At 67.4% G+C, this 17,132-nt stretch carries 20 protein-coding genes, 1 tRNA gene and 1 pseudogene; 8 read left to right on the top strand and 14 right to left on the bottom strand.

Going from position 1 to position 17,132, the window contains the following annotated elements; translation table 11 throughout:
* The 6 genes and pseudogenes from V7702_RS02720 to V7702_RS02745 form a co-directional block, all read left to right on the top strand.
* Window positions 1-412, top strand: a pseudogene (locus tag V7702_RS02720) (methyltransferase type 11); the annotation flags it as partial.
* Window positions 413-536: 124 nt separating this feature from the next.
* Window positions 537-1,130, top strand: a complete 594-nt coding sequence (locus V7702_RS02725) for an HD family hydrolase (RefSeq protein WP_335648607.1) — start codon at window positions 537-539, stop codon at window positions 1,128-1,130.
* Between the two features lie 2 nt (window positions 1,131-1,132).
* A complete protein-coding gene (locus V7702_RS02730; protein WP_335648608.1) occupies window positions 1,133-2,083 on the top strand; it encodes an NUDIX hydrolase in 951 nt (316 codons plus the stop codon).
* Between the two features lie 84 nt (window positions 2,084-2,167).
* Window positions 2,168-2,257, top strand: a tRNA-Ser gene (locus tag V7702_RS02735).
* 174 nt (window positions 2,258-2,431) lie between these two features.
* Complete coding sequence (locus tag V7702_RS02740) at window positions 2,432-3,625, top strand: tyrosine-type recombinase/integrase (RefSeq protein WP_335648609.1); 1,194 nt, start codon at window positions 2,432-2,434, stop codon at window positions 3,623-3,625.
* Between the two features lie 409 nt (window positions 3,626-4,034).
* Window positions 4,035-4,235, top strand: a complete 201-nt coding sequence (locus tag V7702_RS02745; RefSeq protein WP_335648610.1) for a hypothetical protein — start codon at window positions 4,035-4,037, stop codon at window positions 4,233-4,235.
* On the opposite strand, the gene V7702_RS02750 is transcribed toward V7702_RS02745, so the two are convergent.
* The 5 genes from V7702_RS02750 to V7702_RS02770 form a co-directional block, all read right to left on the bottom strand.
* Window positions 4,232-4,561, bottom strand: a complete 330-nt coding sequence (locus V7702_RS02750; RefSeq protein ID WP_335648611.1) for a hypothetical protein — start codon at window positions 4,559-4,561, stop codon at window positions 4,232-4,234. The genes V7702_RS02745 and V7702_RS02750 overlap by 4 nt on opposite strands.
* A gap of 246 nt (window positions 4,562-4,807) precedes the next feature.
* Entirely contained in the window at window positions 4,808-4,930 is a 123-nt protein-coding gene (locus V7702_RS02755) for a hypothetical protein (protein ID WP_335648612.1), read from the bottom strand.
* Window positions 4,927-5,697, bottom strand: coding sequence for an N-acetylmuramidase family protein (locus tag V7702_RS02760; protein ID WP_335648613.1), 771 nt, complete (start codon window positions 5,695-5,697; stop codon window positions 4,927-4,929). The genes V7702_RS02755 and V7702_RS02760 overlap by 4 nt, the downstream gene beginning before the upstream one ends.
* Before the next feature lie 26 nt (window positions 5,698-5,723).
* Window positions 5,724-5,960, bottom strand: a complete 237-nt coding sequence (locus V7702_RS02765) for a hypothetical protein (RefSeq protein ID WP_335648614.1) — start codon at window positions 5,958-5,960, stop codon at window positions 5,724-5,726.
* Entirely contained in the window at window positions 5,957-6,118 is a 162-nt protein-coding gene (locus V7702_RS02770) for a hypothetical protein (protein WP_335648615.1), read from the bottom strand. The genes V7702_RS02765 and V7702_RS02770 overlap by 4 nt, the downstream gene beginning before the upstream one ends.
* Window positions 6,119-6,308: 190 nt before the next feature.
* Here V7702_RS02770 and V7702_RS02775 point away from each other — a divergent pair, with 190 nt between their 5' ends.
* The gene (locus tag V7702_RS02775) at window positions 6,309-6,431 is read left to right on the top strand and encodes a hypothetical protein (protein WP_335648616.1); all 123 of its coding nucleotides are present in this window, start codon (window positions 6,309-6,311) and stop codon (window positions 6,429-6,431) included.
* A gap of 45 nt (window positions 6,432-6,476) precedes the next feature.
* On the top strand, window positions 6,477-6,884 hold the full coding sequence (locus tag V7702_RS02780) for a hypothetical protein (protein ID WP_335648617.1): 408 nt from the start codon (window positions 6,477-6,479) through the stop codon (window positions 6,882-6,884).
* Here the strand turns inward: V7702_RS02780 and V7702_RS02785 are convergent.
* Genes V7702_RS02785 through V7702_RS02825 form a run of 9 tightly spaced genes read right to left on the bottom strand, consistent with a single transcriptional unit; the run spans window position 6,881 to window position 17,132 of the window.
* Window positions 6,881-7,606, bottom strand: coding sequence for a hypothetical protein (locus V7702_RS02785; protein ID WP_335648618.1), 726 nt, complete (start codon window positions 7,604-7,606; stop codon window positions 6,881-6,883). The two genes, V7702_RS02780 and V7702_RS02785, sit on opposite strands and share 4 nt — an antisense overlap.
* 13 nt (window positions 7,607-7,619) lie before the next feature.
* Window positions 7,620-9,692, bottom strand: a complete 2,073-nt coding sequence (locus tag V7702_RS02790) for an SGNH/GDSL hydrolase family protein (RefSeq protein ID WP_335648619.1) — start codon at window positions 9,690-9,692, stop codon at window positions 7,620-7,622.
* Window positions 9,693-9,718: 26 nt separating this feature from the next.
* Window positions 9,719-12,277, bottom strand: a complete 2,559-nt coding sequence (locus V7702_RS02795) for a hypothetical protein (RefSeq protein WP_335648620.1) — start codon at window positions 12,275-12,277, stop codon at window positions 9,719-9,721.
* Window positions 12,259-12,660 carry a DUF6950 family protein gene (locus V7702_RS02800; protein ID WP_335648621.1) on the bottom strand — a complete coding sequence of 134 codons (402 nt, stop codon included), beginning with the start codon at window positions 12,658-12,660 and terminating at the stop codon, window positions 12,259-12,261. Before V7702_RS02800 ends, V7702_RS02795 begins: the two co-directional genes overlap by 19 nt.
* Window positions 12,660-13,241 (bottom strand): hypothetical protein, encoded by a 582-nt coding sequence (locus tag V7702_RS02805; RefSeq protein WP_335648622.1) that lies wholly within the window; start codon window positions 13,239-13,241, stop codon window positions 12,660-12,662. Before V7702_RS02805 ends, V7702_RS02800 begins: the two co-directional genes overlap by 1 nt.
* Entirely contained in the window at window positions 13,231-13,920 is a 690-nt protein-coding gene (locus tag V7702_RS02810) for a hypothetical protein (RefSeq protein WP_335648623.1), read from the bottom strand. The genes V7702_RS02805 and V7702_RS02810 overlap by 11 nt, the downstream gene beginning before the upstream one ends.
* Window positions 13,920-16,499: a tape measure protein gene (locus tag V7702_RS02815; protein ID WP_335648624.1), complete on the bottom strand. Its 2,580-nt coding sequence runs from the start codon at window positions 16,497-16,499 to the stop codon at window positions 13,920-13,922. Before V7702_RS02815 ends, V7702_RS02810 begins: the two co-directional genes overlap by 1 nt.
* On the bottom strand, window positions 16,492-16,794 hold the full coding sequence (locus V7702_RS02820; RefSeq protein ID WP_335648625.1) for a hypothetical protein: 303 nt from the start codon (window positions 16,792-16,794) through the stop codon (window positions 16,492-16,494). The genes V7702_RS02815 and V7702_RS02820 overlap by 8 nt, the downstream gene beginning before the upstream one ends.
* Complete coding sequence (locus V7702_RS02825) at window positions 16,746-17,132, bottom strand: hypothetical protein (RefSeq protein WP_335648626.1); 387 nt, start codon at window positions 17,130-17,132, stop codon at window positions 16,746-16,748. Before V7702_RS02825 ends, V7702_RS02820 begins: the two co-directional genes overlap by 49 nt.

A 17,132-nucleotide genomic window follows, 5' to 3' on the forward strand; every position in this document is an offset into this window, starting at 1 on the left:
CGTGCCCGGCGTCAGCATCCAGGCCGAGGGCGAGTCCGCCACGGTCCGGATCCCCGGCATCAGCATCGACACCGACGGCGGCCAGTCCAGCGTGCGCGTGGGCGGCTTCAGCGTCCGCAGCGACGAGGCCGGCGACCAGGTCAACATCAGCACCGACAACGACGCCGTGCGGATCCGCGCCCGGGACGAAGCCGTGGAGATCCGCACCCGCGACACCACGCGCGGGGTCCGGGCCACCTACATCCTGGTGGACGAGCGGGGCTCTGACCTGGACTGGCGGCTGGTGGGCTTGGAGGCGCGGGGGCCGGAAGGCGGGCCGCTGGTGGTGGCGCTGGTCCGCAGCAAGGATCGCCGCGAGGACGAGGTGTTCGACGCCGCCAAGGCCCTGGTGCGCCTGAACGTCGGGGATTAAGCGGGCCGGCGGGCTTGATCGCGGTGTCCGAATGCGTCACCTCCGGGGGCCTTGAACCGACGGAGCGATCTTGGCCCAGGCGCGAAAAACGACCCGCGAGAAGGCGCCGCGCGCGTGGCAGCGAATGCTGTCCGGGCGGCGGCTGGACCTGCTGGATCCCTCGCCCTTCGACATCGAGATCGAGGACATCGCCCACGGCCTGGCCCGCGTGGCCCGCTGGAACGGCCAGACCCTCGGCGAGCACGCCTTTTCGGTCGCCCAGCACAGCGTGGTGGTGGAGGAGATCGTCGCCCACATCCAGCCGGACATCGCCCCCAAATGGCGGCTGGCGGCCCTGCTGCATGACGCCTCGGAATACGTCATCGGCGACATGATCTCGCCGTTCAAGTCGGCCCTGGGCTTCAACTACAAGGAATTCGAGGCGCGGCTGGAGAGCGCCATTCACCTGCGCTTCGGTCTGCCGCCGAAATCCCCCGCAGCCGTCAAGGCCCTGATCAAGAAGGCCGACCGGGCCTGCGCCTTCTTCGAGGCGACCCAGCTGGCCGGCTTCGACCGCAAGGAGTCCCTGCAGCTGTTCGGCGCCCCGCCCGCCGGCTACGACCTGACGATTCACCCCCTGCCGGCGGGGCAGGCCCAGGCGCGGTATCTGGAGCGGTACCAGCTGCTGGCCGGGGCCATGGGCGTGCTGCCCGCCGCCGACGCCTGGCACACGGAGTGACCATGACCGGCGCCGTTCAGGACCAGGGCGTGCTGATCGGGCTGTCGGTGGTGGTGTTCGCCCTGCGCGACGGCGAGGCGGTGGTGCTGACCACCGGCGGCGGCCCCGACGGCGCCGGCCTGCCCTTCGGCCCGTTCGAGCCGGCGCGGCACCGCACCTTCGAACTGGCCCTGCGCGACTTCGTGGCCGAGCAGACCACCTTCCCGCTGGGCTATGTGGAACAGCTCTACACCTTCGGCGACGCGGGCCGGGAATCGCCGCGCGCCGAGATGGGCGTGGGGGCGCGGCGGGTGGTCTCGGTGGGCTATCTGGCCCTGACCCACGACGCCAGCGCGGTGGCCGGGCCGGGCGCGGCCTGGACCCCGGTGCTGGACTTCTTTCCGTGGGAGGACTGGCGCGACGGCCGCCCCGCCGTCATCGACCAGGTCCTGGCGCCGCCGCTGATGGCCTGGGCGGCCCGGAAGGACTCCGCCGCCCGGACCGCCCGGGTCGAGCGCCTGTTCGCCCTGAAGCCCGGCGCCCGCTGGAACGAGCAACAGGTGCTGGAGCGCTATGAGCTGCTGTACGAGGCCGGCCTCGCGCCCGAAGCGGGGCGCGACCACGACCAGCGGGCGGCCCCCCTGCCCGGCCGGGCCATGGTGTCGGACCACCGCCGCATCCTGGCCACCGCCCTGGCGCGGCTGCGCAGCAAGATGAAATACCGCCCCGTCCTGTTCGACCTGACCCCCGACACCTTCACCCTGTCGCAGCTGCAGGCCGCCGCCGAGGCCGTGTCCGGCCTGTCCCTGCACAAGCAGAATTTCCGCCGCGGCGTGGAGCGCACGGGGCTGGTGGAGCCCACCGGACGGCTCAGCGCGGCCACCGGCGGGCGGCCCGCCGAACTGTACCGCTACCGGGGGGCCGAAGCCTCCGGCGGCGGGGTCACCGGCCTGTCCCTGCCCGGCCAGCGATAATCGCAACGGAACGCTTGCGGGAAACGCCCGGGCCGATTAGACATCCCGCCTCGCTCGACCACCCCTTGGGGAAACAGCGACCGCGGAGAGGTGGCAGAGTGGTCGAATGTACCGCACTCGAAATGCGGCGTACGTGGAAGCGTACCGTGGGTTCGAATCCCACCCTCTCCGCCACAATCATGCCCGTCAATGTCAGGGGTTGCACCCCCTCCCCCTTTCCAGACAAGGATTGCCGCGCATTCCCTTGACCGGCGCGGGTTTCAATCGCCTGCCCGATCTTAGGGCGGAACTTAGGGCGGCGTCCGGGTTTGACGTTGGGCTATGTTCTCGTCCTGTTCTGGAGGCGAGATGGCGCGCGAGGTCAACCGGCTGAACTGGCGACAGGTGCAGAGCCTGGACACGCCCGGACTCCATGCCGATGGCGCCGGCCTCTATCTGCGGATCGATGAAACAGGGTCGAAGCGCTGGGTGCTGATCTTCCACCAGCACGGCCGGCGCCGGGAAATGGGGCTGGGCAGCGCCACGCCTGATCGCAAGCTGGCCGACGTGAGGGCCGAGGCTGCGGACATGAAGCGGGCTGTGCGCGAGGGCCGCGACCCGATAGCCGAGCGCAAGGCCGCATCCCTCCCGCCCCAGGATCACACCTTCGCCGCCGTGGCGGACGGGCTGATGACCGACCTGGCCAAGACGTGGCGCAGTCCGAAGTCTAAGGCCCAATGGGAGGCCAGCCTGAAAGCCCACGCCCCGGCGATCTGGAAGGCCGACGTGGCTGCGGTCGATACGGAGATGGTTCTCGCCGCGCTCCGGCCGATCTGGGCCGCCAAGCCGGAGACAGCATCCCGGGTCCGGGGTCGGATTGAGCGGGTGCTGGACGCCGCCAAGGCGCGGGGCCTGCGGTCAGGCGAGAACCCGGCCCGGTGGCGAGGACATCTGTCCATCCTTCTCCTCAAACCCCAGCGGTCCCGTGGCCACCACGCGGCGATGCCCTATGAGGACGTTCCGGCTTTCGTGGAGCAGTTGTCAGGGCGCCACAGCGTCTCCGCTCAGGCCGTGCGGTTCCTGATACTCACGGCCGCCCGGTCTGGCGAAGTCCGGGGCGCGACATGGGATGAGATCGAGGGCGATGTCTGGCGAGTGCCGGCCGAGCGGATGAAGGCGGGCAAGCCCCATTCAGTCCCGCTCTCCCGCCAGGCCGTCGACGTCCTGAACTCCATCCCCGAGGAAACCCGACAGGGCCTGATCTTCCCCGGGCTCAACGGCCCCCTGTCCGACATGGCGCTGCTGATGGTCATGCGGAAAATGGGCGTGAGGGACGCCACCCCGCACGGGTTCAGATCCAGCTTCCGGGATTGGGCCGGCGACTGTACAAGCTACCCGAGGGAGCTTGCCGAGGAAGCCCTCGCCCATACGGTCGGCAGCGCTGTGGAGCGGGCCTACAGGCGGGGCAACGCCTTGGCCAAGCGCCGGGTCATGATGGCCGATTGGGGCGCGTTCTGTGCGGGCGAGAAGGCGGGGAAGGTTCTGGCGTTCCCGGGGGCGTGATGCGCGTCTCCGATCTGATCAACGCCGGTCACGTCGTCATCTGGGACTGCGAGGTCTGCCAGCGTGTCGGGCCTGTGGACCTGATCGCCATACAGCGGGCCAAGGGCGGGGGCTGGAGCCTGGCCAACCGGCGCCCTCGCTGTCGTCAGCCCGGATGCCCCGGCCGGGTCCGGTTCAAGCGGATGAACGGGCTCTGGGCCTATCCTCTGGACACCATCAAGGACGGAAGCGCGGAGGATTGGGCCTACCATGATGGCGAGCGGGAGAGGCTGGAGGCGGCGGGGTTCCGGGTGGTCGGCGGGAAGTGGCAAGCCCCAGACGTGCGAAAAGGCCCGCCTCCCGAAGGAAGCGGGCCTCGATAGCGGAGCGCTGGGCTCAACGCTTGGGGATTATGTGCTAGGATGGCCTCATGCAGTCGATGGAAACCGCCCCGAAGAACTCGCCGCTGGCCGATTATGGCCCGCGCATTCGACTGTGCGTCGATGGTGAGGTGGTTCTGGGCTATTGGTGCGGCGGCCTTGAGCTAGGCGAGATATGGATTCCGCCCGGCTGGTATGCCGACGACGGCAAGGAAATCGAGACTGAACCTAGCGGATGGGAACCCGTCTAGCCAGGCACAAGGCGTTTCCACCACGGCCGCATCTGTCGGATGGCCTCGGCGTCTCTGGCCTCGCAGGACCGGACGACCTCGATCACGTCCGACGTGCGGCCATTGGCGCGGACCAGTTGCCCGGTCTGATCGACCCCGAACACCTGCCAGTCGCGGATCGTGGCGCCGTCCTGCGGAAAGGCGGCGGACGGAACAGGTTCAGCCCACCCGGCCGGGATCAGAGAACTGCATCCCGCACCGAGGGTCACGGCCTGGATAGAGCCTGCACAGGCCCCTGAGAGCAGCAGCAGCGGCAGCATCGTCGTCAGGCGCAGAGCGGATTTCATCGGCGGCTTCCTTCGTGGTTGAAGTGATGGCTTCGTTTCGGGCGTCAGAGCGGTCCCTGATGGCGCTGGCGTCTTGGGCGGCCTGCGTCCTGCCGGCGGCCATGCCCGCGGCTCCACGGGCCTCCTGAGCGGCCCTGCGCTGCAATCCGGCGTAGGAGCAGGTGGCCAGGATCGCGACGACGATGATCAGGGCGACCACGATGGCCCATCCCGCCCGGCCGGGGATGCGGAGAAGGTCGAGAGGGTTCATCGCCAGAGACTCCTTTCGATGGCACGGCGGCCGATCAGCAGGGCCGCGCCGATGATGACGGCTTCAAACAGGATGACGGCGAGGGCCCCGAGCGCGGCGCCGGTGGCGAGGTCGGTCATGCCCTGCTCCACTTCGCGAAGGCCCGGGCGATCCTGATGTGGTACTCGTTCTTGGCGTAGCCGCTGCCGTTGTAGGCTCGGGCGAACGGGACCGCGCTGGCGTGATAGGTCGTCACCTGGCGGAGGGCGGGCGCGAGGCCGCTGTTCTCCACGAAGGCGACGAAGGCCATCAGGTGCGCCCGGATGCCCGACTTCATGGCGTCCACGAAGGCGTCCACGGTATCGAAGCCCGCGAGCGCATGGTTGAAGCCCATGATCTGAGGCGCGCCCCACGATGCGGAGCGAAGCGCGGCGGTGCGGTCCAGCTGCATCGCCCGGTGCAGACGCTCATACTCGCCCTGCCCGCCGACATAGAGGGCGCGGTTCCATCGGGCCGACGACAGGTTCGGATGAGTGGCGCGGAACCGCCCCCCCGTCTCCCGGTCGAAGATGTGGGCCTCGAACAGGATCTTCGGCAGATGGGCGCCGTCGATGAAGCCGCCCTCCCCATCGAGGGCCAGGATGTCGCCGCGCACATCGGTGAACCACCCGGCGCCGGACGCCTCCACCTCGAACACAGCCTTGATCTGGGCAACTGAGCATTCGAGCCGGGCCGCCGCGTCGGCAAAGTCCTTCTCAGTCAGTTCAAGCTGGACCGCCCCGCCATTACCGGCAGGGGGAAGCCCGAAAGCGTCCGCCACCGCATCGATCAGCGGGACCATCGGGTCGGTGAACCTGCGGTCAGGCGCGAACGGGCGCAGGGCCTCGAACATGGCTGTTCGATCCATCGCGTTCTCCTAGGTTGTGGTGGGGGTCAGCCCTGCGGAGGGATTTCCGGCGTGGCGTCCGTCGCCCGGCGGTTGCGGTTCACGAAGGCCACCTCAGCCGCCTTGGCGCCGTAGAGCACGGCCAGCACACCGCCGGCCGCATAGATCGCGCCCTCGTTCTGGCCTTCCCAGATGACGCGAGCCGTCGCCGTACCCACTGCGATCAGGCAATAAGGCCGCGCGATGTCTCCGATGAAGTGCTTGATCTGATCCGCTCGGCTCATTCGGGCTTCCTCCTCCCCCGCGTCGCGGGAAGCTCGACCAGGCGGCTCGCTCGGTCTGTGGTCAGGTTGGACAGCGCCCGCTGGATCGAGGCCATGTCGCGAGACAAGTGCGCCAGATCGGGCAGCACCCCTTCCATCTGTGTCGTCAGGCGGGTCACGGCGTCCCGGAGCTCCTGAAGGACGGACCCGTCTCGCTCCAAGGTCGCCACCCGCTGGGAAAGCCTGCCCAGCATGAAGGCGCACACAGCGACATTGATGACGACCACGACGCATAGAGATGCGAACGCGACCCAGGCTCCTGCTGGCATGGCGGCTCCGGTTCAGTCTCGATTGATGGTATTTGGAGCCATGCGCTTGCTGGCCCTGACCCTGCTGTTCTGGCTGCCGCCCAACGGCGCGGCCCCGCCCGAGCGGATCGCGTGGGACGTCTGCGCCTTCGTCCTTCAGCAGGACGACTGGCGGTGTGACTAGAAAACCCCGCTGGCGAGGCGGGGCGGGTTGCACTACAAACGGCGCATGAGCGCCATGGACCATCCCCCACAGACCCTCGGCAACGATCTTCTCCGGCTAGGCATGTTCAGAGAGCTTGTCAGGGATGGAATGGTGTCCGACGAGTTCGGAACGCTCTACCGGGCCAACAACCTGTCCCATGCGGACTGGATTTCGATTGCTGATCCCGTGGGGAAGGCGGTTGTTTCCGTAGAGTGCCTTGAGGCCATCGAACCGGACGACGATCCGGTCTGGTATGCTCTGCTGAAGAACCGCTTCGCCTTCCCCACAGGCCTGCCCGAGCAGGAAGCCAAGGGCTTGGTCGGGTCCACGATCACAGGACACCGATGGTCGGAGGTCGCGGGCATGAACATCCTGACGGTGACCTTCTCAAACGGCGCGCAGGTCAGTCTGGAAGGCTACTTGATCGGTTAAACCGTGATCGACTTGGAAGGCAGATAGGTGTCTTTCCAATAGGTATAGACCGCCGACCGCTCATCCTCGTCGAGCGCGCGCCCGTAGATGCAGCCGCCCGCAATATCCATGGTTCCACCAAAGGACTGAGAGACGCCGGCGCCGATACGGATTCGGTCGGTGTTCTTTGCACGGGCGCCAGTGGTGACCAGGGTCGCCGACGTGCCGTCGGTCATGTTGTAGAGATCGACGGCGCCAGACCGCGCCACGCCGATGTAGAACTTCCACTCGTCGGCGTCGGTCACCTGTAAGGCGCACTGGTTGGCCGAGTCCGTGACCACGGTGAAGCGAAGCGCTGCGGCGGGAAAGGGCGAACCGCCTGCCGCGGCGGTGAACCACATCATCAGACCCTTCAGGGGGCTGGACACATAGTTGCCGGCCGCCACCGGGGCGGTCGCTGTGCTGGCCGGATCACTGACCGCCTTCATGGCGAAGCAGAAGGTCATGTAGTCGGTTTCGGCAATGGCGGCCGAAAGATATTGAGCGGGGGCGTCGAAGGTGGTGTAGCCCGACTCCACTGTCGGGGCGCCGGCCAGCGACCCGAGGGAACCGTCAGAAAAATTCCGTTCAACCTTGTCGTCATCGGTGTTCAGGAACCCCCACCACAGCAGATCATCCGCGACGGGCGGAACGATTTCTCGGGCGGTGGCTTCGGTGTCGGCGTCACGCACAATGAGGCGCATGGTAGTTCTCCGGTTAAAGGATCTTGCGGGCTTTGGCGGCCCGGACGCGGATGGTTGCCGAGATGGTTTCGGCGGTGCTGACGAAGTTGGCGCCTGAGATCACCAGATTGAGCGTGGCCCCCGTGATCGTGCCCTCAAGCGCTTCGGTCACCGGGACGCGAAGCACCCCGTCCCACGCCTCGTCCGGCACATCGAGGTTGATCTGAGAGCGGATCACGTCCGGCTCGCCCGCCGCGTAGAGGACGTTCGTGGAGGCCGTTACCGCCTCGATGTAGAGGCTCACGCCGCGAAGACCGGTTGCCCCGGCGTCCACTTCAATCGCCGCCACGGCGTCGAGAATGTCACCTTCGTTCACATTCGACAGGTCGGCCGAGAGGACAACGGAGACAGGGCGCGGGTCCAGGTTCGCGTCGGTGTCCGTGTCGGCAGTATCGGTAGGCGCGCCGGTCACGACGATCTGCTGCCATTCGTGGCCGCCGGACGTGACCTTGGACAGCGTGGCGGACAGCCCCGCCCCGGCGACCGCCTCCCAGCCCGTGGCCACGTTGCCGGTGCATCCGGTCCCTGCCGTGCCGGAAGTGCCCAGCAGCATCGGGTTCGGGTTCAGGGCGCCGGTCGGGTTGTTGGATGAATAAACATCGGCATTGGTGGTCGGCAGGACCGGGCGGGGCGGGAACAGCTCTTGAAGGGCTTCGATGACCGGCTCTGCCACATACCACGCCCCAAAGGCTCCCCAATGGATGCCGTCGCGCAGGATGGTGTCGAGCGCTCGGCCATCTGTAGAGGCCGGGTCCACCATCAGGGAGTAAGGGTCCGCCACATAGACCCCCTGAACCGCCCCTTGATCCAGTTGCCATTGCCGGACGCGCTGCTGATAGGCGACCTGCGTCGAGGTCATGTCGTAGCTGGTGTTTACGCTATCGCCACGAGGGGTTTCCGCGATCCACAGAAGCCGGTGCCCCATGCCCAGAACGGCGGCCTGATACTCAGCCAGCCGAGCAATGGTCCAGTCGGCGGTTTGGCCTGTCCCGGTTCGGTCGTTGGTGGAGCAGATACAGATGACCAGACCCGGCTCGAAAGCGCGAAGGTTCTCCACGCGATCAAGCATTTCCTGGCTGTCCTGTCCTCCGACGCCGTTGTTCCAGTCATTGCTGATGTCGAAGCGACCGCCGAGCTTGGTCTGAGCCCAGAACAGCCAGCCCTGCGAGCGGGAACGGCCGGGGTTCGTGCACAGATCGGAGCGGCTGTCACCATCGAGATAGACGCGGGCCGGAAGCACGGCCACTGGATCAACCTCGGCTTCGGACTCAACCTCCAGATCGGCCATAACGAAGCCCTTGGGATCGGTGACGACCAAGCGACCAACGGCTTCCGGGGTCACGTCATAGAGTGGCCCCCGCTCGGTTCCATCGGCTCGGATCGTGCGGAAGGCGAAGCCTGCTTCGTCGGTGATGCCGAGAATGATGGGGTTGTCATCTACGGGCGAGGGCTTCACGAGGTCGGTGACCAACTCTGCGTCATCGATCCGCGTTTCAAGATCGGCAATATCGCCCTCATTGACCGTAACCCGGGCCTCCAGCGCCGAGTAATCGGCCTCCTGCCCTGTCTGCACGAAGGTCACGGCGTCGGTCCCGACCGTGGGGGCGCTGGCGTTGGTGCAGCTCCACGTGGTGCCCGCATAGGTGGAGCCTTCCCGCACGAGGAAGGTCGCCCCGGGGAACTCTGTCCCCTCGTTCATGTCCGTGGCGCGGGTGGCTGTGCCGGCCGCCGCAGGAACCACATAGACCCCGTTCTCAGCAGGGGCGGTTTGGCCTATCAGGGCGATGCGGTCGTTCTCAGCCAGGGTCACGCCGTCGAGCGTCGAACCCGCGTCAACGTCCGTGGTCAGGTTGACGTTCGACGCAGCCAGAGCCCGCACCGGATCGCGGCGGATCAGGCCGGATTGCAGCGACAAGAACTCGGTATCGATCAGGTCGAAGACCGCCCGACCTTCGGACTTAAGAGGCTCATTGAACCCCGAAGTCGGAACGCCATCGGTCACATAGTCGCGCAGCCACGCGTCGCCCGCATCCTTGATGCTGCCCATAGTCAACCTCGATTGTCAGAGAAGGATCAGACCGCGCCGACTGCGGTCAGGTAGTCGTTCAGGGCGGCATGCAGCGCCGCCATTTCGCCGTCAGTCAGGGCCGCGCCGAAGTGGAACACGGCGACCTGCTTGTTCGAGAAGCTGTCCGTGCCGGTGTTGTCGGACCCGCCGATGCGGAAGGTTTCGTTTGCGATGAACGCGACCGACGTGCTGGTTTCCGCTTCCACCATCACGCCATTGCGGAAGGTCCGGGTGTTCCCGCTGTCCGTGCGAACCCACGCTGTGTGTCCAAGGGCCGAAGCCGTGGCGACCGCGTCCGATTCCGAGGTGTTGGCCCGCGTCACGATGGCGTCGGACGTGTTGCGCGGGACGATGCGCGATTGGGTGTTGCCGCAGATCGGGGCCGCTTCCTGCCCTTCGGTCAGACACCAGACACCCATGTGCGCGTCGTTCAGGGTGAACAGGCTGTCGCCGTCTGAGGGGTCGAAGCCCGTCTCCAGATACGAGGTGGAGCCGTTGCCCTGATAGCCCCCGCTGGCCGTGAACGTCGGGCTGGCGACCGCCGTGGCGAGTTCGGTCGGGTCTTTCAGGTTGATCAGGCCGGCCTGTGCGTCATGGGCGGCGGCGATCTGGATCCAGCGTTCCTTCGCCCATACGCCCGCGTCCATCAGGGCCTTGATGAGGTCGTAGTATCGCCCGGCCCGCGTCGGGCTCGGTTGCACCGTCATGGCGTCCAGATAGGCGTCCAGCGCTTCCTGCGCCGGGTCTTCCACCGGCTGGCCGTCCGTAACCGTCGTATCAGACCACGGCGACTGACTGCCGCCCCCGGTGATATAGGCCACCTGAACGTCGATAGACGCCTCCGCCGCGACGAAGCCGGTTGCAAAGGTGACCTCCCCCGTGCCCGTCACGTCCGTGGCCGCGCCCTCGGCCCATGTGGTGGTCCCGGTCACCCGCCAGCGCCAGAACCAGTCCAGATCAGTGCGGTTCGGCCCCGTGGTCTCGATCTCCAGCCGGGTCTGACCCGCCTCGAAGAACGGCGTGACGCCCTCGATGGTCGGGGCTGACAGGGCTTCCGGCGCGGGGCGCTCCCCAACGACAGGCTCAGCCCCTTCCTCAGTCGCCGGGTTCCATGCGTCGATGTTCGGGTCAGCCTGGATGATGTCGAAGATCACCTGCCCCGAGGGGAAGTCGATCTCCACATTCGTGACCTCGCACACCACGTCCGACATGGAGGACAGGTCCGGGTTCTGGATGCGGATATAGCGCTGGCCCAGACCATTCAGGCCGTAGATGCCCGTCCTGACCTGACCCGAGCGAAGGGCCTGCAACCGGCTCATCTTGCGCTTGGCCAGACGGCGGGCCTGACTGAAAGAGGGAACCCACGTCAGCTCCAGGTTCTGCGAATAGACCTTGCCCGCCGCCGTGATGGCGTCCTCGTCGCGCCACGGGTCACAGTGGATTTCCGAATAGTCGTGGGCGGCCGAGGTGAAGCTGACCACCAGCTCGTTGACGTCCTCTTCGGCCTCGCGCCCGGCGCGCCACAGATAGCCCTCGATGTGCTCGCCGGTGATGGTGAACGTCGGGGCCTCGTACCGCCCGGACTTGATCACCAGCCGCCCCCGGCCGTCCGCGGTCATCCAGCCGTCGCATGACGCCAGCAGGGCCTGCCGCACCGCGTCTGGCTCGATGTCCGCTGGATACCATCCCGCGCACTGATAGCGGGGCTCGGTCCCGCCCACCTTGGCCACCACATCGTCGCAGTAGTCGGCCTCTACCGTGAGGGCGTCCAGAACCGGCTCGATACAGCGCGACCATGACCGGCCGAAGCGCGCCCATTCACAGTGCACCAGCCAGACGATGGGGTTGGTCGAGGCCTCCCACGTGGTCGGGTCTTCGCGGTCCTGCGCCGGGTCGCGCCAGTCGTAGCACCTGGCCCGCTGAACGGCCGATGGGATAGGCTCGCCGTTCGGATACTCGATGTTGAACTTTTCGCGCTTGGTGTGCGTCGCCAGCATCATCAGGCTGGAGATGCCGTCGCCCCGGTGCGCCGAGGTCCAGGTGTCGGGGAACGCCGTGATCATCGGCGCATAGGCGGTTTCGGTCGCCAGGCCCGTCCGCGTCTGGATCTGCACCAGGTCGCCGCGATACCGGCCGTCGTCGCCCTCGTCGACGAATCCGCCGGTCAGGGTCACCGCGTCGTCGTTGAGGTAGTACTGGCCTGAGAATTCAGCCGGGCCTTCCATCAGGGCCAGCACGACGCCCAGTTTGTTGTTGGCCGTCTCCCGGTGCATGTAGGCCCCGGACACGCGGCAATAGCCGCCTACGCCATAGATGCGCGACGGGCGGGCCTGCCGGATTGGCCGGCGCCCGGCTTCCGGCTTCGGGATGCTGGGCACCGCGGCAAGGGTGAGACCCGCGTAGATGCCGCCGACCGTCAAGGCGCCAGAGATCGACGCGGCATACATGCTGACAGTGGAGGCGGTTGCGGCGGAAACCCCCACCTGCGTCAAGCCGGAATAAACGGCGCCGCTGAACCAGTTCGCCACCGCACTGGCGGCGGCCGTTATGAACCCGTCTGCCATGCCACCTCCCACGCCCTCAGCACTGCGTCCGGCTTAGTCACGGCAAGGCCGCGCATCGCATCCACCACGGCCCATCGCGCGCCGAGGCACACGGCTCCGTAGTGGCGCCCGGCCACCCGGATCAGGCCCACGTCGCCGCGCCTCGGGTCGTTCGTTCTCTGGAGCCCGACGGACTCCGCACCCCGAGTCATCACCGCCAGGGGGCCGCCCTCGCGCTTCAGAATGCGCTCACGGCCCAGAACGGTGCGGTATCGCCCACGCCATTCCGCCGCCGGGTCCAGACCCGTGACCCGCCGCACCCACTCCGCCGGGAAAAGCTGGCAATCCCACTCGCCGTCCCGAAAGCTCCGGGCCGCCGCGTCCTCCAGAAACTGATCCAGCATCAGCTCGGGAACTTGATCGTGGACTCGATGTTGTAGATCGCGGTCAGCTCACAAAAGCGGTCGTCGCTTGACCGACGGCGCTGATCCTGGTCCGTCAGATAGGCGAACGGCGCCCTGGTCCGATCGACAAAGGCCGTGCCCACGGAAAGCGAAACGGCGCGGCTCAGGCCGTCTTTCTGCACAGAGGGCACATCCGCCGTTCCGTCCCACAGCCACGCCACCGGGGCCACGTCCTGCCAATCACCGTCGAAGAACACGATCCCGACGTTGACCAGCGCACCCTTGACCGTCGCCGCGTCTTCATCCGCAAGGGACAGCAGCGCATCCGTCAGGCTGTCCAGCGAGAAGTTTACCCGCTCAGCCGTCCCGCCGATCAACTGGCGAAGGGCCGGCACATCACCGATGATGCCGATCCCGGTGAAGGTCGCCCCCTCGGGGTCCAGTTCATCCCCGGCCGCCGTGGCGTAGCCGCCTACCCCCGTCCACAGCCGGAACACAGCGTCCGTCGTCTCCAGTCGAACCAGCAGGGCGTAGCGCGGCGCCTCAAGCGCCGACATCACCGCCGCCTGTTCAGGAAGCATCGAAGGACTCCACCCAAACGGACTCGCAGGTCATGTGCCGAGCCACGTTCAGGGCGCTCAGGAACTCTCGCGCATTGGCCAACCGCATGACGCAGCCTGGCTTGTCGAAGTCCAGCTCTGTGCCCGCCGTAGCGGCCTCACGCAGGGGCGGGCGGCAGGTTATGGCCTGCACCCCGTCCACCGCCTCCCCGACGCTGGCGACCGTGTAGAGCCGCTTGCCGAGCACCGGGTGGACGATGCTGAACCGCTCGCCGCCCTCAAGGGATGCAGCCGCTGTGACGGTCAACGGCAGGCTTGTCGCTCGAAGCGCTGCCGCCTCGGCAAGCGTCACGTCGATCAGCCCGCCCTCATAAAGCGTGTCGTCACTGAACGGCGTCCCGTCGCTGTGCGGGACCAGATGGGAGGAATACCCATTCGGATAGGGCGCGAAGGGCCGCTCGAACGCCGGGATGATGATGGACGTCGCCCCGCCGTCCAGTTGCGCCTCAATCGCCCGCGCCGCCTTGATCTGGGCAGGGCTGTGAAAGAAGAACTTCTGCTGACACGTCCAGAATCCGCCCCCATCTGTCCGGGCGAAGCGGTTGAGCCCGGAAACCGAAGGGCCGCCGGTCAAGGCCACCCCATCAAGGGACCAGCGCTCCTCATAGGGTGTGAGCGTCGTGAAGGGCCAGGTAATCATCAGGGGGTGCCCAGCCTCCGCATTCGGCTTTGCATGGCTGGTGCCGACTTCGACGTGGCACGAAGCGAGGTCTGGACAGCGCGACGTTCTGACGCCTGCACCATCGGGCTCGCCGCATCGAGGACGAAGACCCGAAGTTTCTCGTCGTTGGACTCCACCATGACCCTCACAGGGATCGGTCGGGGCTGGTGGCTCCCACTTCCCGCCGCGTTCGGCACGATGTAGCCGTCACTGGCCGGCACGAACGTCTCAGCGCCCGCCTCCCCCACGCGATAAGCACGGCCAGCGCTGACGGAGCCGCCGAACTGGCGACCGCCGCCGAACAGGGCCGATCCGATGGCGGCAACCCAGCCCCCGCCGCCACCCTTGCCGCCGCCGAAGCCTCCAGAAAGCAGGCTGGCGAAAAGGTCTTCCAGATTGTCGAAGGCAGCGTCCCGGAACCGCCGCCCTGCCTCGTCCCAGATGTCGTCGGAGCGCAGAACATCCACGATGGTCCGCGCCGCATGACGCGCGTCATCCTGCATCTGGCCTTGGCGGGCGGCAGCATCACGAAGGTCCGCTGTGCGCGTCGCTTGGGCGCGGGCGGCTTCCTCCGTCAGGCCCGGGGTCAACCGCATCAGGTCCACGATGCGGCGCCGGATTTCCTCTTCCCTCAGAAGTTCACGAAGCAGGCCTTGGTCGCCCGACAGGCGGGCCAGTTCGATCTGATCCGACAAGGCCATCGCCGCCAGCGCATTGCGCCTTTCCGCAGCCCGCTCCCCTTCTTCCATCGCAAGGTTGATGGCCTCTAGGGTCGCAAGGCGATGGCTTTCAACCGCGTCGACCGCAACGGCCAGCCTGTCCAGCATCGCCATGGCTTCGGCCTGGGCCTGCATCTCAGCAGCGGTCGGACCCGCCGCCCCCGCCGCGGCTCCCGATCCGCCGCCACCCCCACCTCCCCCTGTTCTGGCCGGGACGTAGGTTTCCAGCGTCCGCGCCATCTCGCCGCGAAGCTCGTTGGTCTGGATGATGACGTTTCGGGTGGCCGCCGTGAGAGCGCGGTATTCCGGCGATTGCAGCACGGCCTGATTGGCGACCTGTTGGGGATCGATCCCCATGGCGGCCATTCCAGCGGTGGCGGCGCGGGAGCCGGGCTCGATTGGACCGCGCGCGATGCGGGCCTCACGCCGTTGGCGGCCGGCGAAACTCTCGCGAGCGGCGTTGAGCTGATCTGTCGCCTCCAGAAGACGAAGGCGGCGCGTCTCGATGGCCTGCGCCTTGGCGGCGGCAGCGGCGCGCCAGTGGGCGTCAGCCAGCTTGTCCACTTCGCCGGTCAGGTTGGCCGCCCATGCCGCAGTCGCGTCCATGTCGCCGCCGAGGCGATTGGTTTCTTCCGCAAGAGTGCCCGCAGCGCGCGCGTTCTCGTTGATGCGGTTCGTCAGGTCCTGAATGCTGCCGGACGCCTCTCGCCCGCGCACCGCCACGAAGGTCAGGCCCGCCGCAATGACGGTCAGGGCCGCGATGATCGGATGGCGCGAGATCGTCAGCAGGGCGACGTTCAGGCCACGAACCGCCGTGGTCCAGATGGTCGTCGCCCCGGCCGCCGCAATCGCCCCGCCGACATAGGCCGTTCCCGCACCCACGGTGATAGCCGCGAGCGACGGGATCAGGATGTCGAGATTTTCCGCCACGCCGGTCAGGGCCGCGCCCAGCGCCTCGGTAGCGCCCTTCGCTACGCCGCTCTCCCCGGCATACAGGGTCAGGGCCGTGCGGAGGTTGGTATAGCCCGCCGCGACCGTGAGAGGGGCCTTCGCGGCGCGGGTTTCCAGTTCGCCGGAGCCGCGCAGGAAGGCGTCGAAAAAATCGCGCGACGTGACTGTGCCGTTCAGCACTTCCTCACGGAGCTTAGCGACCGAACCGCCGAAGCGATCGGACCCGTTGGCCACGGCCTCCAGAATGGGCCGCGCGCCCTCGTTGACGCTGTTGAACTCTTCAGCCCGGACGGTCCCAGAAGCCAGGGCCTGCGAAAGCTGGAGCAACGCCCCCGAAGCCGAGGCGGCATCCCCGCCCTGAATGCGGATGGCCGCTGACACTCCATCGGTGAACCGCAGCAGGTCTCCCTGCGAAGCCCCAAGCTCAGCCGCCGCTTGAGACGCCCGGCCATACAGCTGGCCCAGGCTCTCCAGATCAGCCCCGTTGCGGATCGCGGCTTGCGACAGACGGTCCTGAACCGCAGCGAAGGCCGCACCCTCAACGCCCGCCACCCGCAGCGAGTTGGCGAACCGGGTGTAGGCGTCCGAAAGCTGGATGCCCGCCTGAACGGTGACGCCCCCGATCAGAGCGCCGGCCGCAGCCGTGATGGCGGCAGAGATGCGGCCCGACGATGCCCTGATCTCACCCTCGGCCCGGCGCGTCTCCCGCACCATGTCCCGCTGGCCGCGCGCCCACGCCCGAGATGCGTTCTGTCCGCCCCGGGCGTAGTCCCGCTCTGTGCGCTGAACCGACGATTTCAGATCCCGCTCGGCGTTCTGGACATCGCGCGCCAGTTGGCGACGGGACGCCCGTAGTTCGAACTCAGCGGAGCCGATCACGTCAGCCATCGGCGCCTCCCTTCCGTCGTTTCTCGCGCTTGAAGCGGCGGTCGTTGGCCTTGATCCAGTTCCGCAGAGCTTCGGCCTGGTTCACTTCGGCTTCGGGCTGATCGTCGGTGTAGTGGGCTTGTGGGTGCAGGGTCCGCTCACGGGCGAACCGCTCGGCCCACCAGCCGTGCCCAAGCTCACGCTGCATGGCGCCGCGACAGGCGAGGCGCAGCAGGTAGAGGGTCGTGTCGAGGGTTTGGGCTGCGCTCAGCCCCGCGCGAAAACCCGCCTGCAGAGCGTCTTCAACCGCGTCCACAGGCGGATCAGAGGGTTTGCACTACCCTCGCCTTCCGGCTGTCTGGCAGGGCCGAAGCGGTAGAGCGCCCATGCTTCGTTCAGGGCGAAGATCGCCAAATCCAGCGGGGGCTGTTCACCCTCCAGCACGTCCTTGGCCTTGATCTCCCCGCCCGAGGTCAGGTCCAGCAGTTCGGCAAGGGCCTGTCCGTCGCCGGGAAGCCCTTCGATGACCGTCTGCATCCGAGTCACGATGCCATCGCGGCCCATCTGGCCCATGCGGCCGATGGTGAAGCGCAGGGGAATCGTCCGCCCGTCCGGCATGGACAGGCGGACAATCCCGAGGTGTTCGTCGCTCAC

Origin of the sequence: Phenylobacterium sp. (assembly GCF_036963605.1) — a bacterium.
In the GTDB taxonomy this organism is placed as follows: domain Bacteria; phylum Pseudomonadota; class Alphaproteobacteria; order Caulobacterales; family Caulobacteraceae; genus Phenylobacterium.

Coding starts and splice junctions, on each gene's coding strand:
- V7702_RS02725 (WP_335648607.1), top strand. CDS start 537: ATGCTGTCCGGGCGGCGGCTGGACCTGCTGGATCCCTCGCCCTTCGAC.
- V7702_RS02730 (WP_335648608.1), top strand. CDS start 1,133: ATGACCGGCGCCGTTCAGGACCAGGGCGTGCTGATCGGGCTGTCGGTG.
- V7702_RS02740 (WP_335648609.1), top strand. CDS start 2,432: ATGGCGCGCGAGGTCAACCGGCTGAACTGGCGACAGGTGCAGAGCCTG.
- V7702_RS02745 (WP_335648610.1), top strand. CDS start 4,035: ATGCAGTCGATGGAAACCGCCCCGAAGAACTCGCCGCTGGCCGATTAT.
- V7702_RS02750 (WP_335648611.1), bottom strand. CDS start 4,561: ATGAAATCCGCTCTGCGCCTGACGACGATGCTGCCGCTGCTGCTGCTC.
- V7702_RS02755 (WP_335648612.1), bottom strand. CDS start 4,930: ATGACCGACCTCGCCACCGGCGCCGCGCTCGGGGCCCTCGCCGTCATC.
- V7702_RS02760 (WP_335648613.1), bottom strand. CDS start 5,697: ATGGATCGAACAGCCATGTTCGAGGCCCTGCGCCCGTTCGCGCCTGAC.
- V7702_RS02765 (WP_335648614.1), bottom strand. CDS start 5,960: ATGAGCCGAGCGGATCAGATCAAGCACTTCATCGGAGACATCGCGCGG.
- V7702_RS02775 (WP_335648616.1), top strand. CDS start 6,309: ATGCGCTTGCTGGCCCTGACCCTGCTGTTCTGGCTGCCGCCCAACGGC.
- V7702_RS02780 (WP_335648617.1), top strand. CDS start 6,477: ATGAGCGCCATGGACCATCCCCCACAGACCCTCGGCAACGATCTTCTC.
- V7702_RS02785 (WP_335648618.1), bottom strand. CDS start 7,606: ATGCGCCTCATTGTGCGTGACGCCGACACCGAAGCCACCGCCCGAGAA.
- V7702_RS02790 (WP_335648619.1), bottom strand. CDS start 9,692: ATGGGCAGCATCAAGGATGCGGGCGACGCGTGGCTGCGCGACTATGTG.
- V7702_RS02795 (WP_335648620.1), bottom strand. CDS start 12,277: ATGGCAGACGGGTTCATAACGGCCGCCGCCAGTGCGGTGGCGAACTGG.
- V7702_RS02800 (WP_335648621.1), bottom strand. CDS start 12,660: ATGCTGGATCAGTTTCTGGAGGACGCGGCGGCCCGGAGCTTTCGGGAC.
- V7702_RS02805 (WP_335648622.1), bottom strand. CDS start 13,241: ATGCTTCCTGAACAGGCGGCGGTGATGTCGGCGCTTGAGGCGCCGCGC.
- V7702_RS02810 (WP_335648623.1), bottom strand. CDS start 13,920: ATGATTACCTGGCCCTTCACGACGCTCACACCCTATGAGGAGCGCTGG.
- V7702_RS02815 (WP_335648624.1), bottom strand. CDS start 16,499: ATGGCTGACGTGATCGGCTCCGCTGAGTTCGAACTACGGGCGTCCCGT.